This window comes from Burkholderia diffusa (assembly GCF_902499115.1).
Classification (GTDB): domain Bacteria; phylum Pseudomonadota; class Gammaproteobacteria; order Burkholderiales; family Burkholderiaceae; genus Burkholderia; species Burkholderia diffusa.
Map to the genome: position 1 here is coordinate 132,028 of NZ_CABVPN010000020.1, position 21,008 is coordinate 153,035.

Below are 21,008 nucleotides of genomic sequence, written 5' to 3' on the forward strand. Positions count from 1 at the left end.
GCCTCCGATTCGGTTGATCGAGAGAGCGGGGGAGACTCGCGCAGTGCACCGGCCGAGTCATCCGCCGTTCGCTCCATTCGACATCTGTTGGTTGAGTGTCCGGCCCTGCACGAGCGACGGGATGGCGACGAACGGGCCGGACCCGCCGTTCGCCGCCCCGCCATTCAGACCGCCGCGTTGAGATCGTCTGCAATCGTGTTGAAGACGGTCTGGAGATCGTTTCCGACCAGCGTCAGCGCTGCAACGAGGCCGACTGCGATAAGTGCGGCAATCAGGCCGTATTCGATGGCCGTCACGCCTTGTTCGTCTTGAACGAAACCGCGGATCTTCGTGATGAACGTGGACATGGCTACTCTCCTTTCGCACTACTATAAAAACCCGTTGTCGGGGATCGACGCGGGGAGCGGGTACTGCCGGAACAACTCAAGGATTCGGATGCTGCGCTCAGCGACGCACACGGCAGGGTACGAGCCTGGCCGGGCGAACGATTGTCGGTGAGCTGATGCGTGCGATATGCATGCGCGCTGCGATCTGGCGAATGGCGCGATCGAGCAGAACGGCGAAATAACCGTCCCGGGCATGAATACGGATTGAACGGATGACGCTGACGCGTCGATTCCACTGCGGGTCTTCTTCGCGGCATGCGAGCCGCGACGTGCTCTGGTCTTTCATTTTTATTCCCCAAATGCTGTCATGTGATTCTTTTTGCGCGGACGATGCCGTCGCCTATTCGCCCGGTCGACGTTTCCGGCGGTTTCCAAGGCCTGGGCGGCGTATTCCCCGACGCGCCCTCGATCCGTTGCTTTCCGCAGGTGATTGAGTCCGGTCTTGTCAGCCTGTTGCTTCAACCGGTCGTTCATCACGTCGTCGACTGTCGTGCGGACCTTGACGCAAAGAGCAGGCCAGCCGGAGGGAAAACGAGGCGCAGCAAGGGTTCCGTCGATTCATCCGTCGATCGGGTTTCGGCGCGCCGCACAAAATGTTTCAGATTTGATATACGCGTGCCGGCCGGCGCCGCGTGCCGGCAGGGCGCCGTCGTGCTGTGCAAGGGCCCCAAAAAATTTTCTCGGGATTTTCCCGAATCCGGGTCGCGCGTCGCCCGACGCGCATTCCGCACACCGCGGGACCGGTGAAAAACACGGAATGTTTCAAGCGAGAAACATCATTTGCGCCGGTACGGATTTCTCAGACGTAAAAACCCGCTTTTCGGCCATGTCGCCGTCGAATCGCCATTTCGCGATTCAGCCCGCGGTTTGCGTCACACGATTTTTTCTCCAACAATGCATTCACCGGACAGTGCCATCGAGCGCGATTCGATCCGGACACACGACAACACAAAATGGCTGCGCAAGACCAGGCAGCCTTCACTGCAAACGGGGCATCATGTACACGGCCAATCGTGGAGTGCGCTATCGCGCCAAACGCTGTGCTCAATGGCTGACAGCTGACCGGATCGTTCCGTACAGCTGCGTCATGCTGCTGCTTTGCGTGGCCTTTCTGATCACATGGGGCGTCGTTACGGACACCTTCACGTCACAGACGGCTGCCCGACCGGGTGTCGACTTCTCCGTCTTCTGGACCGCGTCGCAGCTCGTGCTGCAAGGCCATGCCGCAGCGACCTATGATCCGGTCTTCTTCTCCCATGCCGAGGTAGCGCGGTTCGGTTCCTATATCGGTCACCAATCGCTGCCCTGGCTCTATCCGCCGACGATGCTGCTGTTCATCGCGCCGGTTGCCCTCGTGCCTTTCCTGCCCGCGTATTTCCTCTTTTTTGCGGGCAGCCTTTTATGCTATGCGTATGCCGTCCTGCGACTGTCGGGCCTGCGTGCGCACCTGCCCGTTCCGCGCGCCGCCGCGCTCGCCGTGCTTGCCTATTCGGGCGTGTTCGCGTGCGTCCTGTACGGGCAGAACAGCATCCTGACCGCCGGCATCGCCGCACTCGCGCTGCATTTCCTCGGCCGACGCCCGGTCGTCGCCGGCATGCTGATCGGGTTGCTCGCCATCAAGCCGCAGATGGCGCTGGTGTTTCCGTTCGTGCTGATCGCGACGCACTCGTGGCGAACCTTCATGTCGGCAGCGATCACGACCACGCTGTTCACGGTGGCCGGCATTGCACTGACCGGCACGGGCTCCCTGAACGGCCTGGCCCATGCGATGTCGATCGTGCGCGGCATGCATTTCACCCTGCCGGCCTACTGGTTCGTTTCCCCAACGCCGTTCGCGGCCCTCCGCCTCGCGGGTGCATCGATTCCGGTCTCGCTTGCCGCACAAGCCGCCGTGGGGCTGCTCGCAATCGCCGCCGCCGTTCAAGTCTGGCGTCGCACGAACGACATGCGGCTGCGCGGCGCGGCGCTGGCGGTCGCCACACTGTTGTCGACACCCTATCTGTGGCATTACGAGCTGGCCTGGCTCGGCATCGCGGTCTTCTGCCTGATCGCCCACGGTCTCGACGAAGGCTGGCTGCCGGGAGATCAGATCGTGATCGTGCTCGCGTGGCTGCTGCCGATATTCGAGGTGTTCAACCGGATCACGAGGCTGCCGCAGATCGGCCCGGTCGTGCTGCTCGCCGTCCTGTTCGTCGTCGTGCGTCGCTCGACCCTCGCGTCGCGGAATGCGCAATGAAATCGCCGCTCTCCCTTCTGCATGTCGATTCGGCCATCGACGCCCATCCGGAACTGCCGATCGCCGGCCCGCGCCGGTTCCCGCATTGGCTCAATCGTGATCGGGTGCGCCTCTATGCGGCAGCGGTACTGTTCACCGAGTTGCTGTTCATCTGCATCTATCTCGCACGCGTGCATGGGTCGCATACGTCCGTGCCCGAACCGCTCGCGCAGGATCTCGCGCCGATCTGGAGCGCCGCACGGCTCGCCGCGCTCGGGCATGCGGTGGACGCATGGCAGTTCTCCTCGCTCTTCGCGATCGAGAAACTCGCGATCCCGATGATGAACGCCGCGGACGGCTCGCTGCCGTGGCTTTATCCGCCGACCATGCTGCTGTTGGTGCTGCCGCTCGGCTGGATGCCTTACCTGCTCGCGCTGGTGCTGTGGCTCGGTGTTACCTACACGCTGTTCGCGGTGACGATCCGCGCCACCGTGCAGCGCGACGCCGCGCTGCTCTGCGCGCTCGCGTTCCCCGGCGCGTTCCTCACGGTGATCGTCGGGCAGACGAGCCTGCTGACCGCGACGCTCGCCGGCGTCGGACTGTTGACGCTGAATCGCCGCCCCGTTGTCGCCGGCATCTGCTTCGGTTTGCTGACGATGAAACCGCAGATGGCGGTCCTGTTCCCGCTCGCGCTGCTTTGCGCCGGACAATGGCGCGCACTGGCCGCATGGGCCGCGACGATCGCCGTCGGCGTCGTACTGACGACGCTTGCGTTCGGGATCGAGTCGTGGATCGCGTTCGTGCACGGCATCAACGACGCGTATCAGATGGTCGACGCGGGCCACGTCAAGCTCGCGCGCATGCCGACCGTGTTCGCGCTCGCCACCCTCGCCGGCTGGCCCGCCTATGTCGCGCGCGGCCTGCAGCTGCTGTCTGCCGCGGCCGCCGCGATCGCCGTCGTGTACGCGTGGCGTGGCGCGTGTTCGTACGCGCTGCGCGCCGCCACGCTCGCCTGCGCATGCCTGATCGTCAGCCCGTACCTGTACGACTACGACCTGACCTGGTACGGGCTCGTGATCGCGTGGTATGCGCGCTATGCGTGGACGCACGGCTGGCGACGCTTCGATCGCGAATGGCTGATGCTGATGTGGGCGACGCCGCTCGCCGGTCTCGCGATCGTCACGCATCTGTCGTTCCAGTTCATGCCGTTCGTCACGCTGGCGTCGCTGGCGCTGCTCGTCAGCCGGATTGCACAAGAAAGACACGACGTGCCGTCGATGCCCGACGCACACGACAACTCGACCGAGACCGGGTTCCCGCATCCGGTCCGCTCACACCACCGCCCGGCGCACGGACTGCGCCGCGCCGGCCGCCCCACCTTCGGTGCCGGCCGCTGATACGCACGTCTTACAGGGGAACTCATCATGCGCGAACCACTCTACACACCGCTCGTCTCGCTGGTCGTACCGTTCTACAACGAAGGCGAGGCCGTCGAACGCTTCTTCGACGTCGTGATTCCGCTGATGGCCGGTCTCGATGCGATCCGCTTCGAGATCGTCTGCGTAAACGACGGTAGCCGCGACGACACGCTCGAACGCCTGATCCGGGTCAGCATGACCGACCGCCGCGTGCGCGTCATCGATCTCACCCGCAACTTCGGCAAGGAAGCGGCGCTGACGGCCGGCCTCGACGAGGCGGGCGGCGACGCGGTGATTCCGCTCGACGCCGACCTTCAGGATCCACCGAGCCTGATTCCGGTGATGCTCGAGCACTGGCGCAACGGTGTGGAAGTCGTCGCCGCGAAGCGCAGCAATCGCGCATGCGATTCGTTCTCGAAGCGCACCGCCGCCGCGATCTACTACCGCGTGCACAACCTGCTGTCGGACGTGAAGCTGCCGGAGAACGTCGGCGACTTCCGGCTGATGGACCGCAAGGTCGTGAATGCGCTGCGCAGCCTGCCCGAGCGTCATCGCTTCATGAAGGGGCTGTTCGCATGGGTCGGGTACCAGACCGTGATCATCGAGTATCAGCGCGAAGCGCGCAGCGCCGGGCACTCGAAGTTCTCCGGCTGGAAGCTGTGGAACTTCGCGCTCGAGGGAATCACAAGCTTCAGCACCGTGCCGCTGCGCAGCTGGACCTACATCGGCCTCTGTATCGCCGCGCTCGCATTCCTGTACGGCGCGTTCATCGTGGGCCGCACGCTGCTGTTCGGCAACCCGGTGCTCGGCTATCCGTCGCTGCTGTCGGTGACGCTGTTCATCGGCGGGATCGAGCTCGTCGGCATCGGCGTGGTCGGCGAGTACATCGGACGCATCTACGACGAGTCGAAGCAACGCCCCGTCTATCTGATTCGCCGTCGCTACCAGACGCACGCCAAGGTGATCGAACTGCCGGTCGCGCGCGATGCGCGACGCCCGAACGCACGCCGCCGCGCGCAGCCGGCCCGCGTGCGGGTGGGTGAGCGCTGAAGCGCGGAGATAGCGATGTTCGAGCTGCTTTATGCCGAGCGCGTTCGGCTGGCGCGCTTCGGCCTGTCCGGGCTCGGCTCGACCGCGCTGCACGTGCTGATCGCATCCGCGATGTACGCGCTGTTCGATGTCACTCAGGTAATCGCCAACGCCGTCGCGTTCGTCTGCGCGACGGCGTTCTCGTATCTCGCGAACACGCTGTGGAGCTTCTCGTCGACCGTGCGTTCGCGCAACCTGCTGCGCTATCTGACCGCCGCGCTGGCCGGCTTCGCCGAAACGATGCTGCTCGCGCGCACCGCCGAACTGCTCGACGTGCCTCGCGGTTGGGCCATCGTCGCGATCGCGCTGCTGATCCCGCCGACCATGTTCGTGATGCACCGGTTGTGGACGTATCGGTGAAGCGTCGGCATCCGCTCGCACGCAACCGACATCCGTCGGCAGTGGGGTCGGAGCATTCACCGATTGGTCACGGAACCATCGCACCCGAGGCGAGCGACGCCTGTTAGCATGGTGCGTGGCCGACCAGAATCGGGACGCTGCCGGATTGATGTCGCGCGGCGTGGTGTTCTGTCGGTCAGTCGCTCCCCGTATCGGCCGTGCCGAGGCACGCCGACGCGGACGCTTCCTGCGGCACGCATTGTGCGCTGCCGCCCGCATTCGCCGTCCATCCAGCGGCCGGGCTCGCCGCATGCTGTCGCGCGAGCTGCCGGCACGAGATCCGTCCATGCCCAGGAAAAAATCCAGCCTCTGGCTGCGGCCGTTCGATCTGCTTTCCGCCGCGGCGACTACGCGCCCCAAAAGGAAGACAACCAAACCGGCGCCGTCCACCCAGCGCGCGGCCACCGCCCGAACCACGCATCGCGTGCGCGCGCCGGCGCCGCCCGCACGGACATCGCCACACCAGGCACCCGGCACGTGGCTGCGCTCGTTTCATTCCGCGCGCCCGACCGCCGGCCGCCTCGTCAACCATCTCGCCTACGCGCTGTACCTGCCCGCCGCTTCGGCGGCGAGTGACGGCATGCCCGTCGTCGTGATGCTGCACGGCTGCAAGCAGTCGGCCGAGTCGTTTGCCGCGGGCACGCGCATCTGCCGCATCGCCGAGCGCGCCGGGTTTGCCGTGCTGTTTCCCGAACAGGCGAAGACAGCCCATTCGCATCGCTGCTGGAACTGGCACGGCGATGCGTCTCAGTCGGAGGCCCCGGCGATCGCGTCACTGATCGACGCGATCGTGCGGGCGCGCGGGTTCGACCGCGACCGGATCTACCTGGCCGGCATGTCGGCCGGCGCGGGACTGGCGGCACGGCTGGCGATCGAGTCTCCCGATCTGTTCGCGGCCGTCGGCCTGCACTCCGGTCCGGCCATCGCGCCGCCGTTGTCGACGATGGCCGCGATGAGCCTGATGCGCCGCGGCCTGCGCGACGATCCGATAAGCGTCGTCGACGCCTGCGTCGACGTGGGTGCTTATCCGGGCATGCCCGCGCTCGTCGTGCATGGCGGACTCGATACGGTCGTCGCCGAGCAAAACGCACGGCAGCTCGGCGTCGCGTTCGCGCGGATCAATCGGCTCGTCGACGAACAGGGCGAACTGCGTGTCGGCGAGCAACATACATACGCGCATGACGATGCCGATTACACCGACTATCTGCGCGGCGGCCGGCTGATCGTCCGGGTCTGCATCGTCCGCCGCCTGGCGCACGCGTGGAGTGGCGGCGATCCGCGCGAAGCGTTCCACTCCGCGACGGGGCCGGACGCGACCGCGATGTTCTGGAATTTCTTTCGCAGGCGGCGGCGCAAGCGGGTGCGGTGACGACGCGTCGCCTGTCGCTTATGCCCGTTGCTCGACTGCCGCCGCCGCGTCCGCGCTGCCTTCGGCGCGCCGGATCGGCAGTCGAACGCAGAACGTCGTGCCGCGCCCCGGCTCGCTCGTCACGTCGATCGCCCCGCGATGGCGCTCGACGATGCCGTGCGACACCGACAGCCCCAGCCCCGTGCCCTGCCCGACCGGTTTCGTCGTGAAGAACGGATCGAAAATCCGCCGAACGACGTCGGGCGTCATGCCAGTGCCGGTATCGCTGATCGCGATCGACACCTGTTCGCCGTAGCTCGACGTACGGATCGTGATCACGCCGCGCGACGGAATCGCATGTGCCGCGTTGACGAGCAGGTTCATGAATACCTGGTTCAACTGCGACGGAAGACATTCGACCTGCGGCACGTCACCGTACTCCCGGACGATGTCGGCCTTGTACTTGAGCTCGTTGTGTACGACGTTGAGCGTGCTCTCGAGGCCCGCGTGGATATCCACCACGCTCCACTCGCCGCTGCCCGGCCGCGAGAAATCGCGCAGGTCCTGCACGATGCGCCGCACCCGCACCGCGCCGTCGATCGATTCGTCGATCAGCGTCACGATCTCGTCGCGCACGTAGTCCAGATCGGCCTCGCCGCGCATCGCCGTCAGCGCATCGCGCGTCGCCGGTTCCAGCTGCGTGAGCGCGGCGTCATGCGCGGCGATCACGTCGAGCAGGCTTCGCACCCACGTCCTGAGCGTATTGAGGTTCGCGCTGATGAAGCCGATCGGATTGTTGATCTCGTGCGCGACGCCGGCCGCGAGCTGGCCGATCGACGCGAGTTTTTCCGATTGCAGCAACTGCACGTGGGTTTCCTCGAGCGCCCGCAGCAGGCGCCGCTGTTCGTCCTTCTCCTGTTCGAGCCGACTCTGCGCCGCCCGGCGCTCGTCGATTTCGGTCGCCATGTTCTCGCGCGTGCGTTGCAGCATCGCCGTCGTCTGCTCGTAGCGCCGCAACGCCGTTTCGAGTTCCGCGGTCCGCAATCGCACCAGCCGTTCGAGCGTGTCCGTCATGCCGCGCAGAAAGGTCGTGCGTGCATCGAAGCGGCAGACGAGCAGCGTGACGATCAGCGTCGCCATCGTGAACAGTGCGATGGTGGTCGCGAGCCACGGCGCATCGATGCCGTTGGCGGCGCCGCAGCGCGCATCCGGCGCGAAATGCGCGGCCGCCATCGCGGTGTAGTGCATGCCCGTGATGGCGATGCCCATGATCAGCGCGGCGCCGATGCGTTGCTCGGTCGCATGGCGCGCCTGTTGCGCGCGCAACGTCTGCGCCATCCAGAGCGCGACGGTCGATGCGATCACCGCGACGCCGATCGACGCCGCGAACAGCGCGGGATCGTAGCGGATGCCGGGCGCCATGCGCATCGCGGCCATGCCCGTGTAATGCATTCCGACGATTCCGGCGCCCATCAGCACGCCGCCCGCCAGCAGGCGCCGGCGGCTCAACCGCGCGCGCGTGACGACGTTCAGCGCGAAATACGACACGAGCACAGCGATCGCCAGCGACGCGCCGGTATCCGGCAGCGCATAGCCGAGCGGGATCGGCAGCGACAGCGCCAGCATGCCGACGAAATGCATCGACCAGATTCCGGTGCCCATCGCGGCCGCGCCGCCGGCCAGCCACGCGCGCTTGAGCGTCGGGTTGTCGAGCAGCGAAATGAACGCGGCCAGGTCGAGCGCCGTATAGGAGGCCAGCGTCGCGATGACGAGCGACAGCAGGACAAGCAGCAGGTTGTAGGTGCCATGCATGATCGAGCGCCCCAGTCGAAATGAACGCGTTGCGGCGACGCGCGACCGCTCGCGCGCCACGGCCCGGCCGGCGCGGCGTCAGGCAGGCGACGTGCCGGCCGGCGCCTGCGTCGACGCGGCGGCGCCGGTCATCACGAGAATGTCGAACGTCGTGCCTTCGCGTGCCTCGAAACGGCGCACGAGCTCGATCTGGTGCGCCGACATCACGCTGCCCTTCGTCATCAACAGCACCCCGCGATGCGTGCGCAGATCGTCCGCGAGCTGCATCCCCTCGCGCAGTTGTTCGGACCGGATCTCCGCGACGGACGCCGCGATGCGCAGGCTTGCCGGATCCCGCATCAGTTCGATGAAGCGCGCGACGAGCAGCGGATCGTAACGCACGCCGGCCTGAGAGTGCAGCACGTCGATCGCCTGCTCGACCGAATGCGGCGAACCGATCTCGCCGTTGCGTAACCCTTCGAAATCGCGCGCGATCGCGACGATCCGCGAGCCGAGCGGAATCGCGTCGCCCGCGAGCCCGTCCGGCGTGCCGCGTCCATTGAATCGCTCGTACTGGTGCAGCACGATCGACGCGACCTTGTGCAATTGCGCAACCGGCGTGAGCACCATCTGCGCACGCAGCGGGTGCTGCTGGAACAGGCTGTGTTCGTCCGTCGTCATCTTCACGAGCGGCTTGTGCAACAGCTCGTCGGGCAGCGACAGCTTGCCGATGCCGTGCAGCAGTCCCGCGAAATACACGTCCTGCGCGTGCAGGCTGCTCATCCCCGCCGACAGCGCGAGACGGCGCGCGATCTCGCCGACGCGCATCGCATGCCCGCTCGCCGACCCGCAGCGCATCTCGATCATGCTCGCGCAGACCTGCACCATCGCGGTGAAGCTGCTTTTCAGGTCGTGCTGCGCCGCCTCTAGAAACATCACGGTTTGCCCGAGCTCCTCGGTGCGCGCGCGGACCTGTGTTTCGAGTTCCGTATTGAAGCGGCGCAGCGTTTCGTTCTGCGCTTCGGTCAGCGCGGCCAGCCGCGCGGCCTCGCCCCGAAGGCGCCGCTGTTCGAGCGCCTGCTCGATGGTCATCAGCAGGTCATGATCGTCCCACGGCTTGTTCAGGTAGCGATACACGCCGCCTTCGTTGACGGCCTCCACGATCGACGCGATGTCGGAATAGCCGGTCAGCAGGATGCGCATCGTGTCCGGGTAAAGCGCGCGAGCGCGGGCGAGAAACGCCGCGCCGCTCAGGTTCGGCATGCGCATGTCCGACACGATCAGGTCGACTTCGGTCGACGCCAGGATGTCGAGCGCGGCCTCGCCGCTTTCGGCGGTCAGGATGGTGTAGCGCGCGGGCCGCAACACGCGCTTGAGCGCGGACAGCACGCTCGGCTCGTCGTCGACCAGCAGGATCGACGGGGCGGCGGCCGGGGTGTCGGATGCGGCCTCGGCGATCGTTTCGGGTGGTGCATCATTCGTTCCGTTCATCGCGGATGTCGTCATGGCTGTCCTCGGATTGTTTATCTTCACTACCTCTGTGACATCGGCTCGTGCCGCGTATTCCACATTAGGGAAAACGCTGACGCGCATGAGCCGATCAGCGGCACCCATCGCACGGTAGGCCGCGCGCGAGCCGGCCATCCGGAACACGTGATGCGGACTTCCGGTATCGTTGCGGGACGCGTCGATCATGGCGCGCCCTGTCGCATCATTCACCCCGTATGGAGCATTCATGATTCTGGAAATGGCATCGCTCGAAATCGATCCGTCGCTGGCCGAGCAATTCGAAGCGGCGGTTCGCCAGGCACTTCCGCTGTTCGCCCGCGCGCACGGCTGCGGCGGCGCCGAACTGCACCGCGTGATCGAGCGCAGCGGCGGCTACCTGCTCGTCGTCAAATGGGACACCGTCGACGATCACATGGTGCGTTTCCGGCAATCGGACGACTTCCAGGCGTGGCGTCAGCTGGCCGGGCCGTTCTTCAAGAGCCCGCCGCAAGTCGTGCATACGGAAGTCGCGGTGAAGTAGTCGAGACGAAGCAACCGCCGCAACGAGCCAACCGATCCGTCACGGATGATGCTGCCTCGGCGCGCTGACCGTTCGCCGTTCCCGCACATCCGATTCCTTACGAGCCCTTTCATGACCGTCGACCCTTCCGTCCTCTCCGCATTCACCCCGACCGGCAAGCTGCGCGCGTCGATCAATCTCGGCAATCCGATCCTCGCGAACCGCGACCCAGCCACGGGCGAGCCGTTCGGCGTATCGATCGACCTCGCGCGTGCGTTTGCCGAGCGGCTGTCGGCCGAGCTCGAACTCGTCGTGTTCGACGCTGCCGGCAAGTCGGTGCAGGCGCTGACCGAAGAGCGCGCCGATTTCGGCTTCTTCGCGGTCGATCCGCTGCGCGGCGAAACGGTCGCGTTCACCGCACCGTACGTGCTGATCGAAGGCTTCTATCTGGTGCGCGACGATTCGCCGATCCGCGGCAACGCGGACGTCGACCAGCCGCACAACCGCGTGGCCGTCGGCAAGGGCAGCGCGTACGACCTGTTCCTCACGCGCGAACTGAAAGCCGCGCAGATCGTGCGCGCGCCGACATCGCAGGCCGTGGTGTCGACGTTCGTCGAGCAGCAGCTCGAAGTCGCGGCGGGCGTGAAGCAGCAGCTCGAGGCCGACGCGGCGAAGACGACGGGCCTGCGCCTGCTCGACGAGCGCTTCATGGTGATCCGCCAGGCGATGGGCGTGCCGAAGAGCCGCGGCGAAGCGGCCGCCGCGTTGCTCGGCACGTTCGTCGAGGAGATGAAGGCGTCGGGCTTCGTCGCGGATTCGCTGAGGCGGCATGGAATCGTCGGTGCGTCGGTCGCACCGCGTGCCTGATCGACGCGCACGTGAAGTCATCCTGACGATGCCGGCGCGCCAGATCGGCGCTGCCAGTCACCCCCAGCACCACCTCGTACTCGACACGTCGCTCGCGGGGCTGAACGTCGTCATCGACGGGATCCGGTGCGTCGCACGCGACGATCTTTCCGTACGGTCCGTTCACGGCCGGCGACGGGAAGACCGTGATGCCCGGGCGGCACGAACTCGGTTATGCCGATGAAAAGATTCACACGTTGCACGCCACCGGTGCGGTCTGACCGGGCCTTTCCGCGCTGAGCGAAGTGTTCGAGAAAAAGGGTTCCGTGCAGATTTCCGCTGATGTGCTGTTCGCCTCATTTGCCGCGCACTCGCACGATGACCGACTGCACTGAAGCGTGATCGCGTGTAACCACGTACGCGCGCACAGGTACCACGCTGCCGATGGTGACATAAAATAGAACGTACTCCAGACTGAAAAAGGGGGCCGACATGAGGCGCCTCTATTTCCTCGTACCCGACACGCGGATGGCCAAGGCGGTCGTGGATGACTTGCTCCGCGCGCGCATCATCTGGCGCCATATCCACGTCCTCGCCGATCACAGTGTCACGCTTGAAGAGTTACCCGAAGCGTCTTTGCTGCAGAGCAGCGATGTCGTGCATGCGCTCGAGCGTGGTGTCGCACTCGGCGGCGCGACGGGCGCGCTCATCGGTCTCGTCGCGCTCGTATACCCCCCTGCAGAGCTCGTGATCGCGGGCGGCGCCGTCGTCGCATTGACGATGGTGGGAGCGGGCTTCGGCGCGTGGACGGCCGGGATGATCGGCATCGCCGAGCCGAACGCGCGACTCGAGCGGTTTCGTGAAGCGATCAAGGAAGGCCAGATCCTGATCATGGCCGACGTGCCGGCATTGCGAGAGCAGGAAATCGAGCAGATGATCGCCCGACATTTTCCGAATGCGGATCTGGAAGGCGGCGAACCCACGTCACCGGTTTTCCCCTGACACCCGAAAACCGGCATGCCTGAGTGCTGAGGTTGATCCTTCAGCAAGGAGGTTCTATGGAACTGCACATTCAATCACACCATTGGCAACGGCGCATGCCGGACTGGCTCGCCGCTGCCGTAGCCGGTCTTGCGGGTGGCGCCCTGGTGATCGTGCTCGAATTCTTCTGGTCGACCATGGTGCTCGATGAAAGCCCGTGGCAACCGACCCACAAGATCGCGGCGATGGTGATGGGCCGCGGTGCGCTCGAACAGATGTCGGTGTTCAGCTTCAGCATCGTGGGAATGGCGCTGCTGCTGCACTATGTGCTCGGCGCCATCATGGGGATGATCCTCGCCGCGATCATGGCCCCGTTCCGCTTCGATTCGAGCGTCGGCATGGAGGCCGTCATCGGCCTGGCTTTCGGGATCGTCGCGTACGTATGGAACTTCTACGTGATGACCGCCGTGTTCCCGTGGTTCATCTCGGAGCGGGGATCCGGACCCTTGTTGGCCAACCTGCTGTTCGGTGTGGTGACCGCCGTTGTCTACGGCATGCTCGAACGGCGCAAGCAGAACGCGATGCACTGACACGCCGGTTCGTCGCGCCGCGCGAGACGCCCGCCTCGACAATCCATGCAGAAGGCGGCCGTTTTGCTCGTCGTCGCGGCGGGTGGCATCGTCTGTCGTGCGATGCATGCGGGTATGGGAGCGTGCCTCCCCCCCTTGCGCTGCCTTGCACGATGCAAAGGCGCGGACTACCTTTTCTTTAGAGCCGCCGACGACGCTTGGCGAATCGGTCTGGGTGGACTGCCGGCAAAATGTAATACGAAATCCGGCAAGGCGGCACGACGATGCCAGGAGCGCGGGTTGGCGGCTCCGGCGAGTGAGGCGCGGCGAGGCGGCCCATGGCGCTTGCGATTGCCCTGATCGTGATCATCGCATTGGCGGTGGGGTTTCACTTTGCCAGTCCCTGGTGGATCACGCCGATCGCGTCGAACTGGGTGCGCATGGACGACATGCTGACGATCACGCTCGTCATCACCGGCGCATTCTTCATCGCGATCAACCTGTTCATCGCGATCGCACTGATCCGCTACCGCCACCGCGGCGGGCATCGCGCGGCCTACGAGCCGCACAACCGGCGGCTGGAATGGTGGCTGATCGGCCTGACCGCCGTCGGCGTGGCGGCGTTGCTGGCACCCGGTCTCTTCGTCTACGCGGACTACATCCGGCCGCCACGCAACGTGCTGCAGATGGAAGTGCTCGGCCGGCAATGGCAATGGCGCTTCCGCTTCGCCGGCACCGGCGGCAAGCTGGGCACGACGGACGCGCGCTACGTCAGCAACGACAACCCGTTCGGCCTGAACCCCGCCGACCCCAACGGCCGCGACAACTACCTGATCGAGACGCCCGAGGTCCACCTCCCGTTGAACCGGCCGATCCAGGTTCTGACACGGTCGCTCGACGTACTGCACGACTTCTATGTGCCGCCGTTCCGTGCGCGCATGAACATGGTGCCCGGCATGGTGACGACCTTCTGGTTCACACCGACCAAGGCGGGACGTTACGACATCCTGTGCGCGCAGCTGTGCGGCATCGGGCACTCGAACATGCGCGGCGTGGTGGTGGTGGAAGACGAAGCATCGTTCTCGCGATGGCTGGCGCAGCAGACCACCTTCGCGCAGCGGCAGCAGGCCGGCGTGCAGGCCGCTGCCGCCACGGCAGGCGGCAGCGCCCAGGCGCTCGCCGACCAGGGCAAGGCGCTCGCGGCAGCCAAGGGCTGTTTCGCGTGCCATACCGTGGACGGCAGTCCGCGCGTGGGCCCGACCTGGAAGGGCCTGTACGGCAAGACCGAAACGATGGCCGACGGCAGCACCGCGAAGGTGGACGAAGCCTATCTGCGCGCGTTCATCCGCAACCCGACGGCCCGCGTCGTGAAGGGGTACGCACCGATCATGCCGCATTTCGACCTGAGCGAGCAGGAGCTGACCGCGCTCGTGACCTACATCGAATCGCTAGGCGGCCCGGCCGCCAGCACCGCGGCCAACCGCCAGCCCTAGCGGAGCAGACGCAATGCCCTACGCGCACATGGATCACGTCCCGAAAAGCTTCTGGACCCGCTATGTCTGGAGCCAGGACCACAAGGTCATCGCCGTGCAGTATTCGCTGACGGCCATCGCCATCGGTCTGGTCGGCCTCGTCCTGTCGGACCTGATGCGGTTGCAGCTCGGCTTTCCCGGCAAGTTCAGCTTCATCGACGCCAACCACTACTACCAGTTCGTCACCATGCACGGGATGATCATGGTGATCTACCTGCTGACCGCGCTGTTCCTGGGCGGCTTCGGCAACTACCTGATCCCGCTGATGCTGGGCGCGCGCGACATGGTGTTCCCGTTTCTCAACATGCTGAGCTACTGGGTCTACCTGCTGGCCGTGCTGGTGCTGGTGGCGAGCTTCTTCGTGCCGGGCGGGCCGACCGGCGCGGGCTGGACGCTCTATCCGCCCCAGGCCATCCTGCCCGGCACGCCGGGCGTCGAATGGGGCATCGAGCTGATGCTCGTATCGCTCGCGATCTTCATCGTCGCGGCAACCATGGGCGGCCTGAATTACGTGACCACCACGCTGCAGGCCCGCACCCGCGGCATGACGCTCATGCGCATGCCGCTCACGGTGTGGGGCATCTTCATCGCAACCATCATGGCGCTGCTCGCGTTTCCGGCGCTGTTCGTGTCGGCGGTGATGATGCTGCTCGATCGAACGCTCGGCACCAGTTTCTTCATACCGGCCGTGGTGTCGATGGGGCAATCGCTCAAGCATGCCGGCGGCAGCCCGCTGCTGTTCCAGCACCTGTTCTGGTTCTTCGGGCATCCGGAGGTCTACATCGTCGCGCTGCCGGCCTTCGGCATCGCGTCGGACCTCATCAGCACCCATGCGCGCAAGAGCATCTTCGGCTACCGGATGATGGTGTGGGCCATCGTCATCATCGGCGCACTGAGCTTCGTGGTCTGGGCCCACCACATGTTCATCGCCGGCATGGATCCGTACTTCGGCTTCTTCTTCGCCACCACCACGCTCATCATCGCCATCCCGACCGCCCTCAAGGTCTACAACTGGGTGCTGACGCTGTGGCGTGGCGATATCCACCTGACCGTGCCGATGCTGTTTGCCATCGGCTTCATCAGCACCTTCGTGCTGGGCGGGCTGACCGGGCTCTATCTCGGCAACGTGAGCGTGGACATTCCGCTGTCGAACACGTACTTCGTGGTGGCGCACTTCCATATGGTGATGGCCGTGTCGCCGATCCTGGTGGTGTTCGGCGGCATCTACCACTGGTATCCGAAGGTGACGGGCCGCATGCTCGACGACACGCTCGGGCGCGCGCACTTCTGGGCCACCTTCGTCGGCACCTACGCGATCTACTTCCCGATGCACTATCTCGGCATCCTCGGCATGCCTCGGCGGTATTACTCGTACGAGGGTTACAGCTTCATTCCGCACTCGGCTCAGACGCTCAACACCTTCATCACCGTCGTCGCGCTGATCGTGGCGGTGGCGCAGTTGCTGTTCCTGTACAACCTGGCGTGGAGCCTCGTGCGCGGCAAGCGTGCCGACGGCAACCCCTGGCGGGCCACCACGCTGGAATGGCAAACGCCGCAAACGCCGCCGACGCACGGCAACTGGGGCGCCGCGCAACCCGTCGTCTACCGTTGGGCGTACGAATACAGCCCGCCGGGACAAACGGAAGACTTCGTCCCGCAAAACCAGCCGCCCGCGACGGCACCGGAACCGGAACCGCCCCCCCCGACGCTTCAACCCGGCGAGGCACGCAAATGACCACGCTGCCGCGCACCTTCGTTCCCGACACGTCGCCGCCCGTCGTGCCGAATGCGAGCCGCATCGGCCTGATCGTGTTCATGGCCGTGGCAACGGCATTGTTTTCACTGCTGCTGCTCGCTTACGGCATGCGCATGCGCGAGCCCGACTGGCAGCCGATCCCGCATCCCGCGCTGCTGTGGTGGAACACCGGCGCGCTCGCGCTGGCAAGCGTGGCCATGCAGCGTGCCAGGCAGTTGACCGTGCACCGCACGGCGTGGCTGGTATGCGGCGGCGTGCTGGCCGCCGTGTTCGTGATCGGGCAACTGACCGCGTGGCGCATGATGTCGGCGGCCGGGCAGACCCTCATCGCCAATCCTTCCAACAGCTTCCTCTACCTGCTTACCGGCCTGCACGGATTGCACGTGCTCGGCGGGCTGGCGGCCTGGGCCGTGACGATCGCGCAACGCCGGCATATGGACCCGTTCCGGGCTCAACGCGCCATTTCCCTGTGCGCCCTCTACTGGCATTTCCTGCTGGCGGTCTGGCTCGTGCTGCTGGCGGCGATGTGGTGGCTCACCCCCGCGATTGTTGCCACCATCTGCGGGCCGCTATATGGAGCCGCGCCATGACTTCGCCTACGCTCCCGCCCGAATCCGCTGCCCCTCCGCCCGCCGACGCCGGTCCTGACGGCTGGCGCGGCATCGTCACGGATTGGTCGGCCGACCGCGAAGCCTTCAAGGTGCCGTGGGGCAAGGCGATGATGTGGATCTTCCTGCTCTCGGACACCTTCGTCTTCAGCAGCTTCCTGATCGGCTACATGACGGTGCGCATGTCGACCACGGCGCCGTGGCCCGACACGTCCAAGGTGTTCGGGCTCACCGTGGCGGGCGTCGACGTGCCGTTGCTGCTGATCGCCATCATGACGTTCACGCTGATCACCAGCAGCGGCACCATGGCGATGGCAGTCAATTTCGGCTACCGGCGCAATGCGAGGCGCGCCGCCGCACTGTTGCTCGCGACCGCGCTGCTCGGCGTGACCTTCGTGTCGATGCAGGCCTTCGAATGGACCAAGCTGATCGTCCATGAAGGTATTCGCCCGTGGGGCAACCCGCTGGGCGCCACGCAGTTCGGCGCCTGCTTCTTCATGATCACCGGATTCCACGGCTTTCACGTGACCTGCGGGGTGGTCTACCTGCTGCTGATCGCGCGCAAGATCCTGCAGCCGGGGTTCACCGAGCACGGCAACTTCCAGATCGTCGAGATCGCCGGCCTGTACTGGCACTTCGTCGACCTGGTGTGGGTGTTCATCTTCGCGCTGTTCTATTTGTGGTGAGGCAGATCATGGACCACACCAATCCCGCCGATCGACCCGACGCCGCGCACGGCCAGCAGCACCCGATCGGCATCTACCTGAAGATCTGGGGCCTGCTGTTCGTCCTGAGCACGTTGTCGTATCTCGTGGATTACTTCCACGTGCAGGGCCTGTTGCGATGGGTGCTGATCGTCGTGCTGATGATCGCCAAGGCCGGGCTGATCGTATCGATCTTCATGCACATGATGTGGGAGCGGCTGGCGCTGGTGTACGCGATCCTGATACCGCCGCTGTGCCTGCTGGTGCTCATGGTGCTGATGGCGGCCGAAGCGCACCACACCTTTGGCATGCGGGAACTGTTCTTTCGTTGACGACGCCCGACTGCTGTCACGCGATCGGGCAACCGTCCGTGAAAATCACGCCAGGAAGCACATCGATAACAGCTCACCGGGCGCTCGCGAACATGCGCGGGAGAGGGCTCGCCTTGCATGCCCGTCGCACGTTCACAAGTCGACGACTGAAGCCCCGCTCACTTTCCCGTCGATGATGTCCTTTCCCTGCTGCCGGGCGGCGCGCCTCGCCACGCCAAAATCGGAGAAAGTATCGGGCTGGTTCAGCCTGAAAACGCGGCTGGCAGGTGAGCTTTCAATCGAGGCCGGACGACATATTCGTACCGCAATGTCATACCCTTCGGCGTAACGGGAATGCCTGTCAAAGCGATCGAACGTGCGGGGGAAGACAAGAGGATGAAGTTCGTACCCCTTGTAGAGAAGAAACGGATATGTCGGCATGTTGGTCACTCCACACGGGGAAGCCCACTATACACGGGAACGGGCAACGCAGGACGCCCCGATTTCTTTCGAACTGGAGCGACCGAAGGTGCCCTCGCGCGTATCGCGATCAGCGGGTTTGCCAGCGGATCGCTGCCCGCACATGACACCGGCTATCCGCCATCGAACCCGGCACACGCATGATCCGGATCCGCGATTGCGTTTCCCTCTGCGTGCCTCCTCTCGAAGAGCGTTATCACGTCATATGGCGCAAAATTCGATTCCTCGCGAGCTTCCGGCATGGTCGCTCGACGGCCTTCGCCCTACTCCGCCACGCCCTCGAGGTTCGCGCGCCGGCGTGCAACGGCGACATCGGATAAGCGCGCTTCGTCGCAGCCGAAATAAAGCGGTTGTCCGACCGGCGATGCGCGTATGATGGTCTCATCCGAGCCCCGTTTGCAGATCGACTGCTCGCCCGCTCCAGATGGTGTCGTGCCCTTGCTTGCGCACCACATTTTCCCCTCTCCCCACACCGTCGAGCCGTGCGACAGCCGCACTGCCCGGAATCGGCTCCTGCACCGCCTTTTGAGTGAACTCGAGAGTTCCTGCGGGACAGAAAAACAAGATGCAATTCATAATCAACGGCGGCAAACATGAGCTGGTACTGTGAAGCGGAACGCGAATTGGTCCATATCAGGCGAGCGATCGGACTGCTCGAGCACGCACAACATGCGTTCGTCAACAAATCGTCTGTAAGTGATCCTGCGTATTGGAGAGTCAGGCTCGGCAAACTCCGCACGCAATCCGGCCAAAACAGGGTCCTCACGCTCCAGGTTGACGAGCTTTTTTCCCGCCTCGAGCGAATTCAGGATGCGCGCTGCGGCAAATAGCAAACTGTTCCGTCACCGTCATCGCTGAACCTTCGGAGCAATATCATGATCGACGCCAACCCGAGCAACACGTTTCGACACCTTCCACTCTCGCCGGATCAGGACGCGGAAATCCGGCACTATATAAAGAAGAAGGAACAAAGAGGCGAGGAATGGGACACCCCTGAACTTGCGATGATGCTTGAAGACATGCTTTCCCCTCCGCCCAGCGAAGACGAGGAGCCAGAGCCTGCGGTCGAAGAAACGAAACTGGCCTGCGAGTATGCATTGGCATCGATCGACGAAGCCATGGACTCTGTTTCCGCAAGCGAAGAACGAATCGCCGCGGTGGAATCCGAGGAAATGAAGCATCCTCGATGATGGTGCCTTAGCGGCGCCAACGTGCCACACCCGCGACTTGACGATCACGAGCGAATGCCGCCTGAATAAGCGCTTGTCGACGAACGCGACAAACGGCAACACCGCCTGATCCGTTCGCGAAATTTTGCGATCCTCAGGATGACATCGAGATGACCGGCAGCTCGACCGTTACCGCTGCGTAGCGGTCTATCGGTCGCTGAAAGGCAAGCGGCTCGATCGCGAATCAAACCGCCCACACGATCCTGACCAGCACCGGTTCCTCATGCGGGAATCAACCGCGTGTATCGACCCAGTTGCGTGCCCAGCGTGCCGAATGCAGAAGCGCCTGCTCTTCACTCGCGAAGTAATCGAGCGAGTAGAACTGGTAGCGGCCTTCTGTACGCGCGCAACCGGTGCGGTCGAGCAGCAGATTGGATGAAAATGTTCCATCGGGCAAGCGATGCGCCGAAGGTTGAACCGCATAGCCGTTGTATAGCTGAACTTGTTTGTCGTGCATTTTAGTTTTAGTGATGTTCGAGTAGGTGCGTTCCGTGCGAGACGCGCACGGGCGCACTGATTCAAAGTCATTTCGCGCCGAATCCAAAGCAAGCGGGAAGTGACAAAAAGGCGTTGCAGCCAGGGAGAAGTGTGCAACGAGGTGTATGGCGTTCGGCACGCTGCGCAACGAGCATAGATGCAGCAGGAGCGCTCGTTCCAACTGGGGAGGGGCAAAGCTTCGCGTGCATGTCGCTGCGACACGGCGTCCCTCACGGGAAGCCGGAGCTTCAGACCTCACGGAAGCTTGATGTTCGGCGCTAGCAGACCCTGTCGGTCTTGCTTCGTTCCGAAACGCGCCTTCCTATTTCCAGCCGGAGTCTTGAAGCCCGCTGCTCCAGCCTGGGGAGGCTGAACGTGCAGGTCGTCGCCGACCTCGTCGGGGGGGATGAAGCCAAAGCCGTTGCTATCGGTTGAACCACTCGACCGTACCGGTATCCATGAATAATCCTTGAGAGAGAAATACGAATATCTGCCCTGCTAAAGAGGGCGCGAAGCGTCAAGGAGGGGGAGGACAACGATACCGTTGAGGGACGAGCAATTGATGAACAGCAATCGAACTTCTTGAACTTCGGACGACACACTAACCGCCGGGTAGCTCCCAGGTCAACAGGTATCTTGTAACTGTTTCGTCAGCCAGTCAGTTCGACGGTCGAGACGATGTTGCCCCGCTTGGCGTGGCGCACCGCAGGTTGCAGTAAAAACGGCCGCAGTGGATGGTGCGAATCACGATTCCGCTATCCAGGCCGCGCGCGTCGACCATTCAAGGAGGTATCCGGAATCTTGTGTGTGAGGCGGGTTAAGACTCAGATTCCGATGTTGAATCGTTCCGGGTAAAGCAGC

At 64.4% G+C, this 21,008-nt stretch carries 21 protein-coding genes and 1 pseudogene; 16 read left to right on the forward strand and 6 right to left on the reverse strand.

The window, feature by feature from the left end; translation table 11 throughout:
• Positions 1-164: 164 nt before the first annotated feature.
• Both BTE28158_RS21020 and BTE28158_RS21025 read right to left on the reverse strand, forming a co-directional pair.
• Positions 165-347 carry a Flp family type IVb pilin gene (locus BTE28158_RS21020; protein WP_151051309.1) on the reverse strand — a complete coding sequence of 61 codons (183 nt, stop codon included), beginning with the start codon at positions 345-347 and terminating at the stop codon, positions 165-167.
• A 97-nt stretch (positions 348-444) separates the two neighbouring features.
• The gene (locus BTE28158_RS21025) at positions 445-672 is read right to left on the reverse strand and encodes a hypothetical protein (protein ID WP_151051307.1); all 228 of its coding nucleotides are present in this window, start codon (positions 670-672) and stop codon (positions 445-447) included.
• Positions 673-1,383: 711 nt separating this feature from the next.
• On the opposite strand from BTE28158_RS21025, the gene BTE28158_RS21030 reads away from it, so the two are divergent.
• The 5 genes from BTE28158_RS21030 to BTE28158_RS21050 all read left to right on the forward strand — a co-directional run bounded on the left by BTE28158_RS21030 (position 1,384) and on the right by BTE28158_RS21050 (position 6,876).
• Positions 1,384-2,622, forward strand: a complete 1,239-nt coding sequence (locus BTE28158_RS21030) for a glycosyltransferase family 87 protein (protein ID WP_151051321.1) — start codon at positions 1,384-1,386, stop codon at positions 2,620-2,622.
• On the forward strand, positions 2,619-3,998 hold the full coding sequence (locus BTE28158_RS21035; protein WP_151051305.1) for a glycosyltransferase family 87 protein: 1,380 nt from the start codon (positions 2,619-2,621) through the stop codon (positions 3,996-3,998). The genes BTE28158_RS21030 and BTE28158_RS21035 overlap by 4 nt, the downstream gene beginning before the upstream one ends.
• Positions 3,999-4,025: 27 nt before the next feature.
• Entirely contained in the window at positions 4,026-5,069 is a 1,044-nt protein-coding gene (locus BTE28158_RS21040; RefSeq protein ID WP_151051303.1) for a glycosyltransferase family 2 protein, read from the forward strand.
• A 15-nt stretch (positions 5,070-5,084) separates the two neighbouring features.
• Entirely contained in the window at positions 5,085-5,468 is a 384-nt protein-coding gene (locus BTE28158_RS21045) for a GtrA family protein (RefSeq protein WP_151051301.1), read from the forward strand.
• Positions 5,469-5,793: 325 nt separating this feature from the next.
• Positions 5,794-6,876 (forward strand): extracellular catalytic domain type 1 short-chain-length polyhydroxyalkanoate depolymerase, encoded by a 1,083-nt coding sequence (locus BTE28158_RS21050; RefSeq protein ID WP_151051319.1) that lies wholly within the window; start codon positions 5,794-5,796, stop codon positions 6,874-6,876.
• A gap of 18 nt (positions 6,877-6,894) precedes the next feature.
• Here BTE28158_RS21050 and BTE28158_RS21055 read toward each other — a convergent pair whose 3' ends face one another.
• Both BTE28158_RS21055 and nosR read right to left on the reverse strand, forming a co-directional pair.
• Complete coding sequence (locus tag BTE28158_RS21055; RefSeq protein WP_151051299.1) at positions 6,895-8,667, reverse strand: histidine kinase; 1,773 nt, start codon at positions 8,665-8,667, stop codon at positions 6,895-6,897.
• A gap of 78 nt (positions 8,668-8,745) precedes the next feature.
• On the reverse strand, positions 8,746-10,152 hold the full coding sequence (nosR, locus tag BTE28158_RS21060; RefSeq protein WP_151051459.1) for a response regulator c-di-GMP phosphodiesterase, NosR family: 1,407 nt from the start codon (positions 10,150-10,152) through the stop codon (positions 8,746-8,748).
• A gap of 229 nt (positions 10,153-10,381) precedes the next feature.
• Between nosR and BTE28158_RS21065 the strand changes: the two genes are divergently transcribed.
• The 10 genes and pseudogenes from BTE28158_RS21065 to BTE28158_RS21105 all read left to right on the forward strand — a co-directional run bounded on the left by BTE28158_RS21065 (position 10,382) and on the right by BTE28158_RS21105 (position 17,982).
• Complete coding sequence (locus BTE28158_RS21065; protein WP_059599683.1) at positions 10,382-10,675, forward strand: antibiotic biosynthesis monooxygenase family protein; 294 nt, start codon at positions 10,382-10,384, stop codon at positions 10,673-10,675.
• A gap of 111 nt (positions 10,676-10,786) precedes the next feature.
• Complete coding sequence (locus BTE28158_RS21070; RefSeq protein ID WP_059599684.1) at positions 10,787-11,521, forward strand: ABC transporter substrate-binding protein; 735 nt, start codon at positions 10,787-10,789, stop codon at positions 11,519-11,521.
• A 122-nt stretch (positions 11,522-11,643) separates the two neighbouring features.
• Positions 11,644-11,718 (forward strand): annotated as a pseudogene (locus tag BTE28158_RS32535) (CoA transferase); the annotation flags it as partial.
• 274 nt (positions 11,719-11,992) lie between these two features.
• A complete protein-coding gene (locus BTE28158_RS21075) occupies positions 11,993-12,502 on the forward strand; it encodes a hypothetical protein (protein WP_059599685.1) in 510 nt (169 codons plus the stop codon).
• A 56-nt stretch (positions 12,503-12,558) separates the two neighbouring features.
• A complete protein-coding gene (locus BTE28158_RS21080; protein WP_044846926.1) occupies positions 12,559-13,071 on the forward strand; it encodes a hypothetical protein in 513 nt (170 codons plus the stop codon).
• 317 nt (positions 13,072-13,388) lie between these two features.
• Positions 13,389-14,543 carry a c-type cytochrome gene (locus BTE28158_RS21085; RefSeq protein ID WP_151051461.1) on the forward strand — a complete coding sequence of 385 codons (1,155 nt, stop codon included), beginning with the start codon at positions 13,389-13,391 and terminating at the stop codon, positions 14,541-14,543.
• 13 nt (positions 14,544-14,556) lie between these two features.
• Positions 14,557-16,317 carry a cytochrome c oxidase subunit I gene (gene ctaD, locus BTE28158_RS21090; protein WP_151051463.1) on the forward strand — a complete coding sequence of 587 codons (1,761 nt, stop codon included), beginning with the start codon at positions 14,557-14,559 and terminating at the stop codon, positions 16,315-16,317.
• Complete coding sequence (locus BTE28158_RS21095) at positions 16,314-16,928, forward strand: cytochrome c oxidase subunit 3 (RefSeq protein WP_059599688.1); 615 nt, start codon at positions 16,314-16,316, stop codon at positions 16,926-16,928. The genes ctaD and BTE28158_RS21095 overlap by 4 nt, the downstream gene beginning before the upstream one ends.
• Positions 16,925-17,632, forward strand: coding sequence for a heme-copper oxidase subunit III family protein (locus BTE28158_RS21100; protein WP_124627380.1), 708 nt, complete (start codon positions 16,925-16,927; stop codon positions 17,630-17,632). Before BTE28158_RS21095 ends, BTE28158_RS21100 begins: the two co-directional genes overlap by 4 nt.
• A gap of 8 nt (positions 17,633-17,640) precedes the next feature.
• Positions 17,641-17,982: a cytochrome C oxidase subunit IV family protein gene (locus BTE28158_RS21105; protein ID WP_059599690.1), complete on the forward strand. Its 342-nt coding sequence runs from the start codon at positions 17,641-17,643 to the stop codon at positions 17,980-17,982.
• 132 nt (positions 17,983-18,114) lie between these two features.
• Here BTE28158_RS21105 and BTE28158_RS21110 read toward each other — a convergent pair whose 3' ends face one another.
• Positions 18,115-18,402: a hypothetical protein gene (locus BTE28158_RS21110; RefSeq protein ID WP_059599691.1), complete on the reverse strand. Its 288-nt coding sequence runs from the start codon at positions 18,400-18,402 to the stop codon at positions 18,115-18,117.
• 914 nt (positions 18,403-19,316) lie between these two features.
• Here BTE28158_RS21110 and BTE28158_RS21115 point away from each other — a divergent pair.
• Positions 19,317-19,631, forward strand: coding sequence for a hypothetical protein (locus tag BTE28158_RS21115; protein WP_059599695.1), 315 nt, complete (start codon positions 19,317-19,319; stop codon positions 19,629-19,631).
• 271 nt (positions 19,632-19,902) lie between these two features.
• Here the strand turns inward: BTE28158_RS21115 and BTE28158_RS21120 are convergent, their stop codons facing one another.
• Positions 19,903-20,127, reverse strand: coding sequence for a hypothetical protein (locus tag BTE28158_RS21120; RefSeq protein ID WP_059599696.1), 225 nt, complete (start codon positions 20,125-20,127; stop codon positions 19,903-19,905).
• Between the last annotated feature and the right edge of the window lie 881 nt (positions 20,128-21,008).

Coding starts and splice junctions, on each gene's coding strand:
- BTE28158_RS21085 (WP_151051461.1), top strand. CDS start 13,389: ATGGCGCTTGCGATTGCCCTGATCGTGATCATCGCATTGGCGGTGGGG.
- BTE28158_RS21065 (WP_059599683.1), top strand. CDS start 10,382: ATGATTCTGGAAATGGCATCGCTCGAAATCGATCCGTCGCTGGCCGAG.
- BTE28158_RS21040 (WP_151051303.1), top strand. CDS start 4,026: ATGCGCGAACCACTCTACACACCGCTCGTCTCGCTGGTCGTACCGTTC.
- BTE28158_RS21070 (WP_059599684.1), top strand. CDS start 10,787: ATGACCGTCGACCCTTCCGTCCTCTCCGCATTCACCCCGACCGGCAAG.
- BTE28158_RS21045 (WP_151051301.1), top strand. CDS start 5,085: ATGTTCGAGCTGCTTTATGCCGAGCGCGTTCGGCTGGCGCGCTTCGGC.
- BTE28158_RS21120 (WP_059599696.1), bottom strand. CDS start 20,127: ATGCACGACAAACAAGTTCAGCTATACAACGGCTATGCGGTTCAACCT.
- ctaD (WP_151051463.1), top strand. CDS start 14,557: ATGCCCTACGCGCACATGGATCACGTCCCGAAAAGCTTCTGGACCCGC.
- BTE28158_RS21075 (WP_059599685.1), top strand. CDS start 11,993: ATGAGGCGCCTCTATTTCCTCGTACCCGACACGCGGATGGCCAAGGCG.
- BTE28158_RS21080 (WP_044846926.1), top strand. CDS start 12,559: ATGGAACTGCACATTCAATCACACCATTGGCAACGGCGCATGCCGGAC.
- BTE28158_RS21115 (WP_059599695.1), top strand. CDS start 19,317: ATGATCGACGCCAACCCGAGCAACACGTTTCGACACCTTCCACTCTCG.
- BTE28158_RS21030 (WP_151051321.1), top strand. CDS start 1,384: ATGTACACGGCCAATCGTGGAGTGCGCTATCGCGCCAAACGCTGTGCT.
- BTE28158_RS21100 (WP_124627380.1), top strand. CDS start 16,925: ATGACTTCGCCTACGCTCCCGCCCGAATCCGCTGCCCCTCCGCCCGCC.
- nosR (WP_151051459.1), bottom strand. CDS start 10,152: ATGACGACATCCGCGATGAACGGAACGAATGATGCACCACCCGAAACG.
- BTE28158_RS21110 (WP_059599691.1), bottom strand. CDS start 18,402: ATGCCGACATATCCGTTTCTTCTCTACAAGGGGTACGAACTTCATCCT.
- BTE28158_RS21095 (WP_059599688.1), top strand. CDS start 16,314: ATGACCACGCTGCCGCGCACCTTCGTTCCCGACACGTCGCCGCCCGTC.
- BTE28158_RS21035 (WP_151051305.1), top strand. CDS start 2,619: ATGAAATCGCCGCTCTCCCTTCTGCATGTCGATTCGGCCATCGACGCC.
- BTE28158_RS21105 (WP_059599690.1), top strand. CDS start 17,641: ATGGACCACACCAATCCCGCCGATCGACCCGACGCCGCGCACGGCCAG.
- BTE28158_RS21050 (WP_151051319.1), top strand. CDS start 5,794: ATGCCCAGGAAAAAATCCAGCCTCTGGCTGCGGCCGTTCGATCTGCTT.
- BTE28158_RS21025 (WP_151051307.1), bottom strand. CDS start 672: ATGAAAGACCAGAGCACGTCGCGGCTCGCATGCCGCGAAGAAGACCCG.
- BTE28158_RS21020 (WP_151051309.1), bottom strand. CDS start 347: ATGTCCACGTTCATCACGAAGATCCGCGGTTTCGTTCAAGACGAACAA.
- BTE28158_RS21055 (WP_151051299.1), bottom strand. CDS start 8,667: ATGCATGGCACCTACAACCTGCTGCTTGTCCTGCTGTCGCTCGTCATC.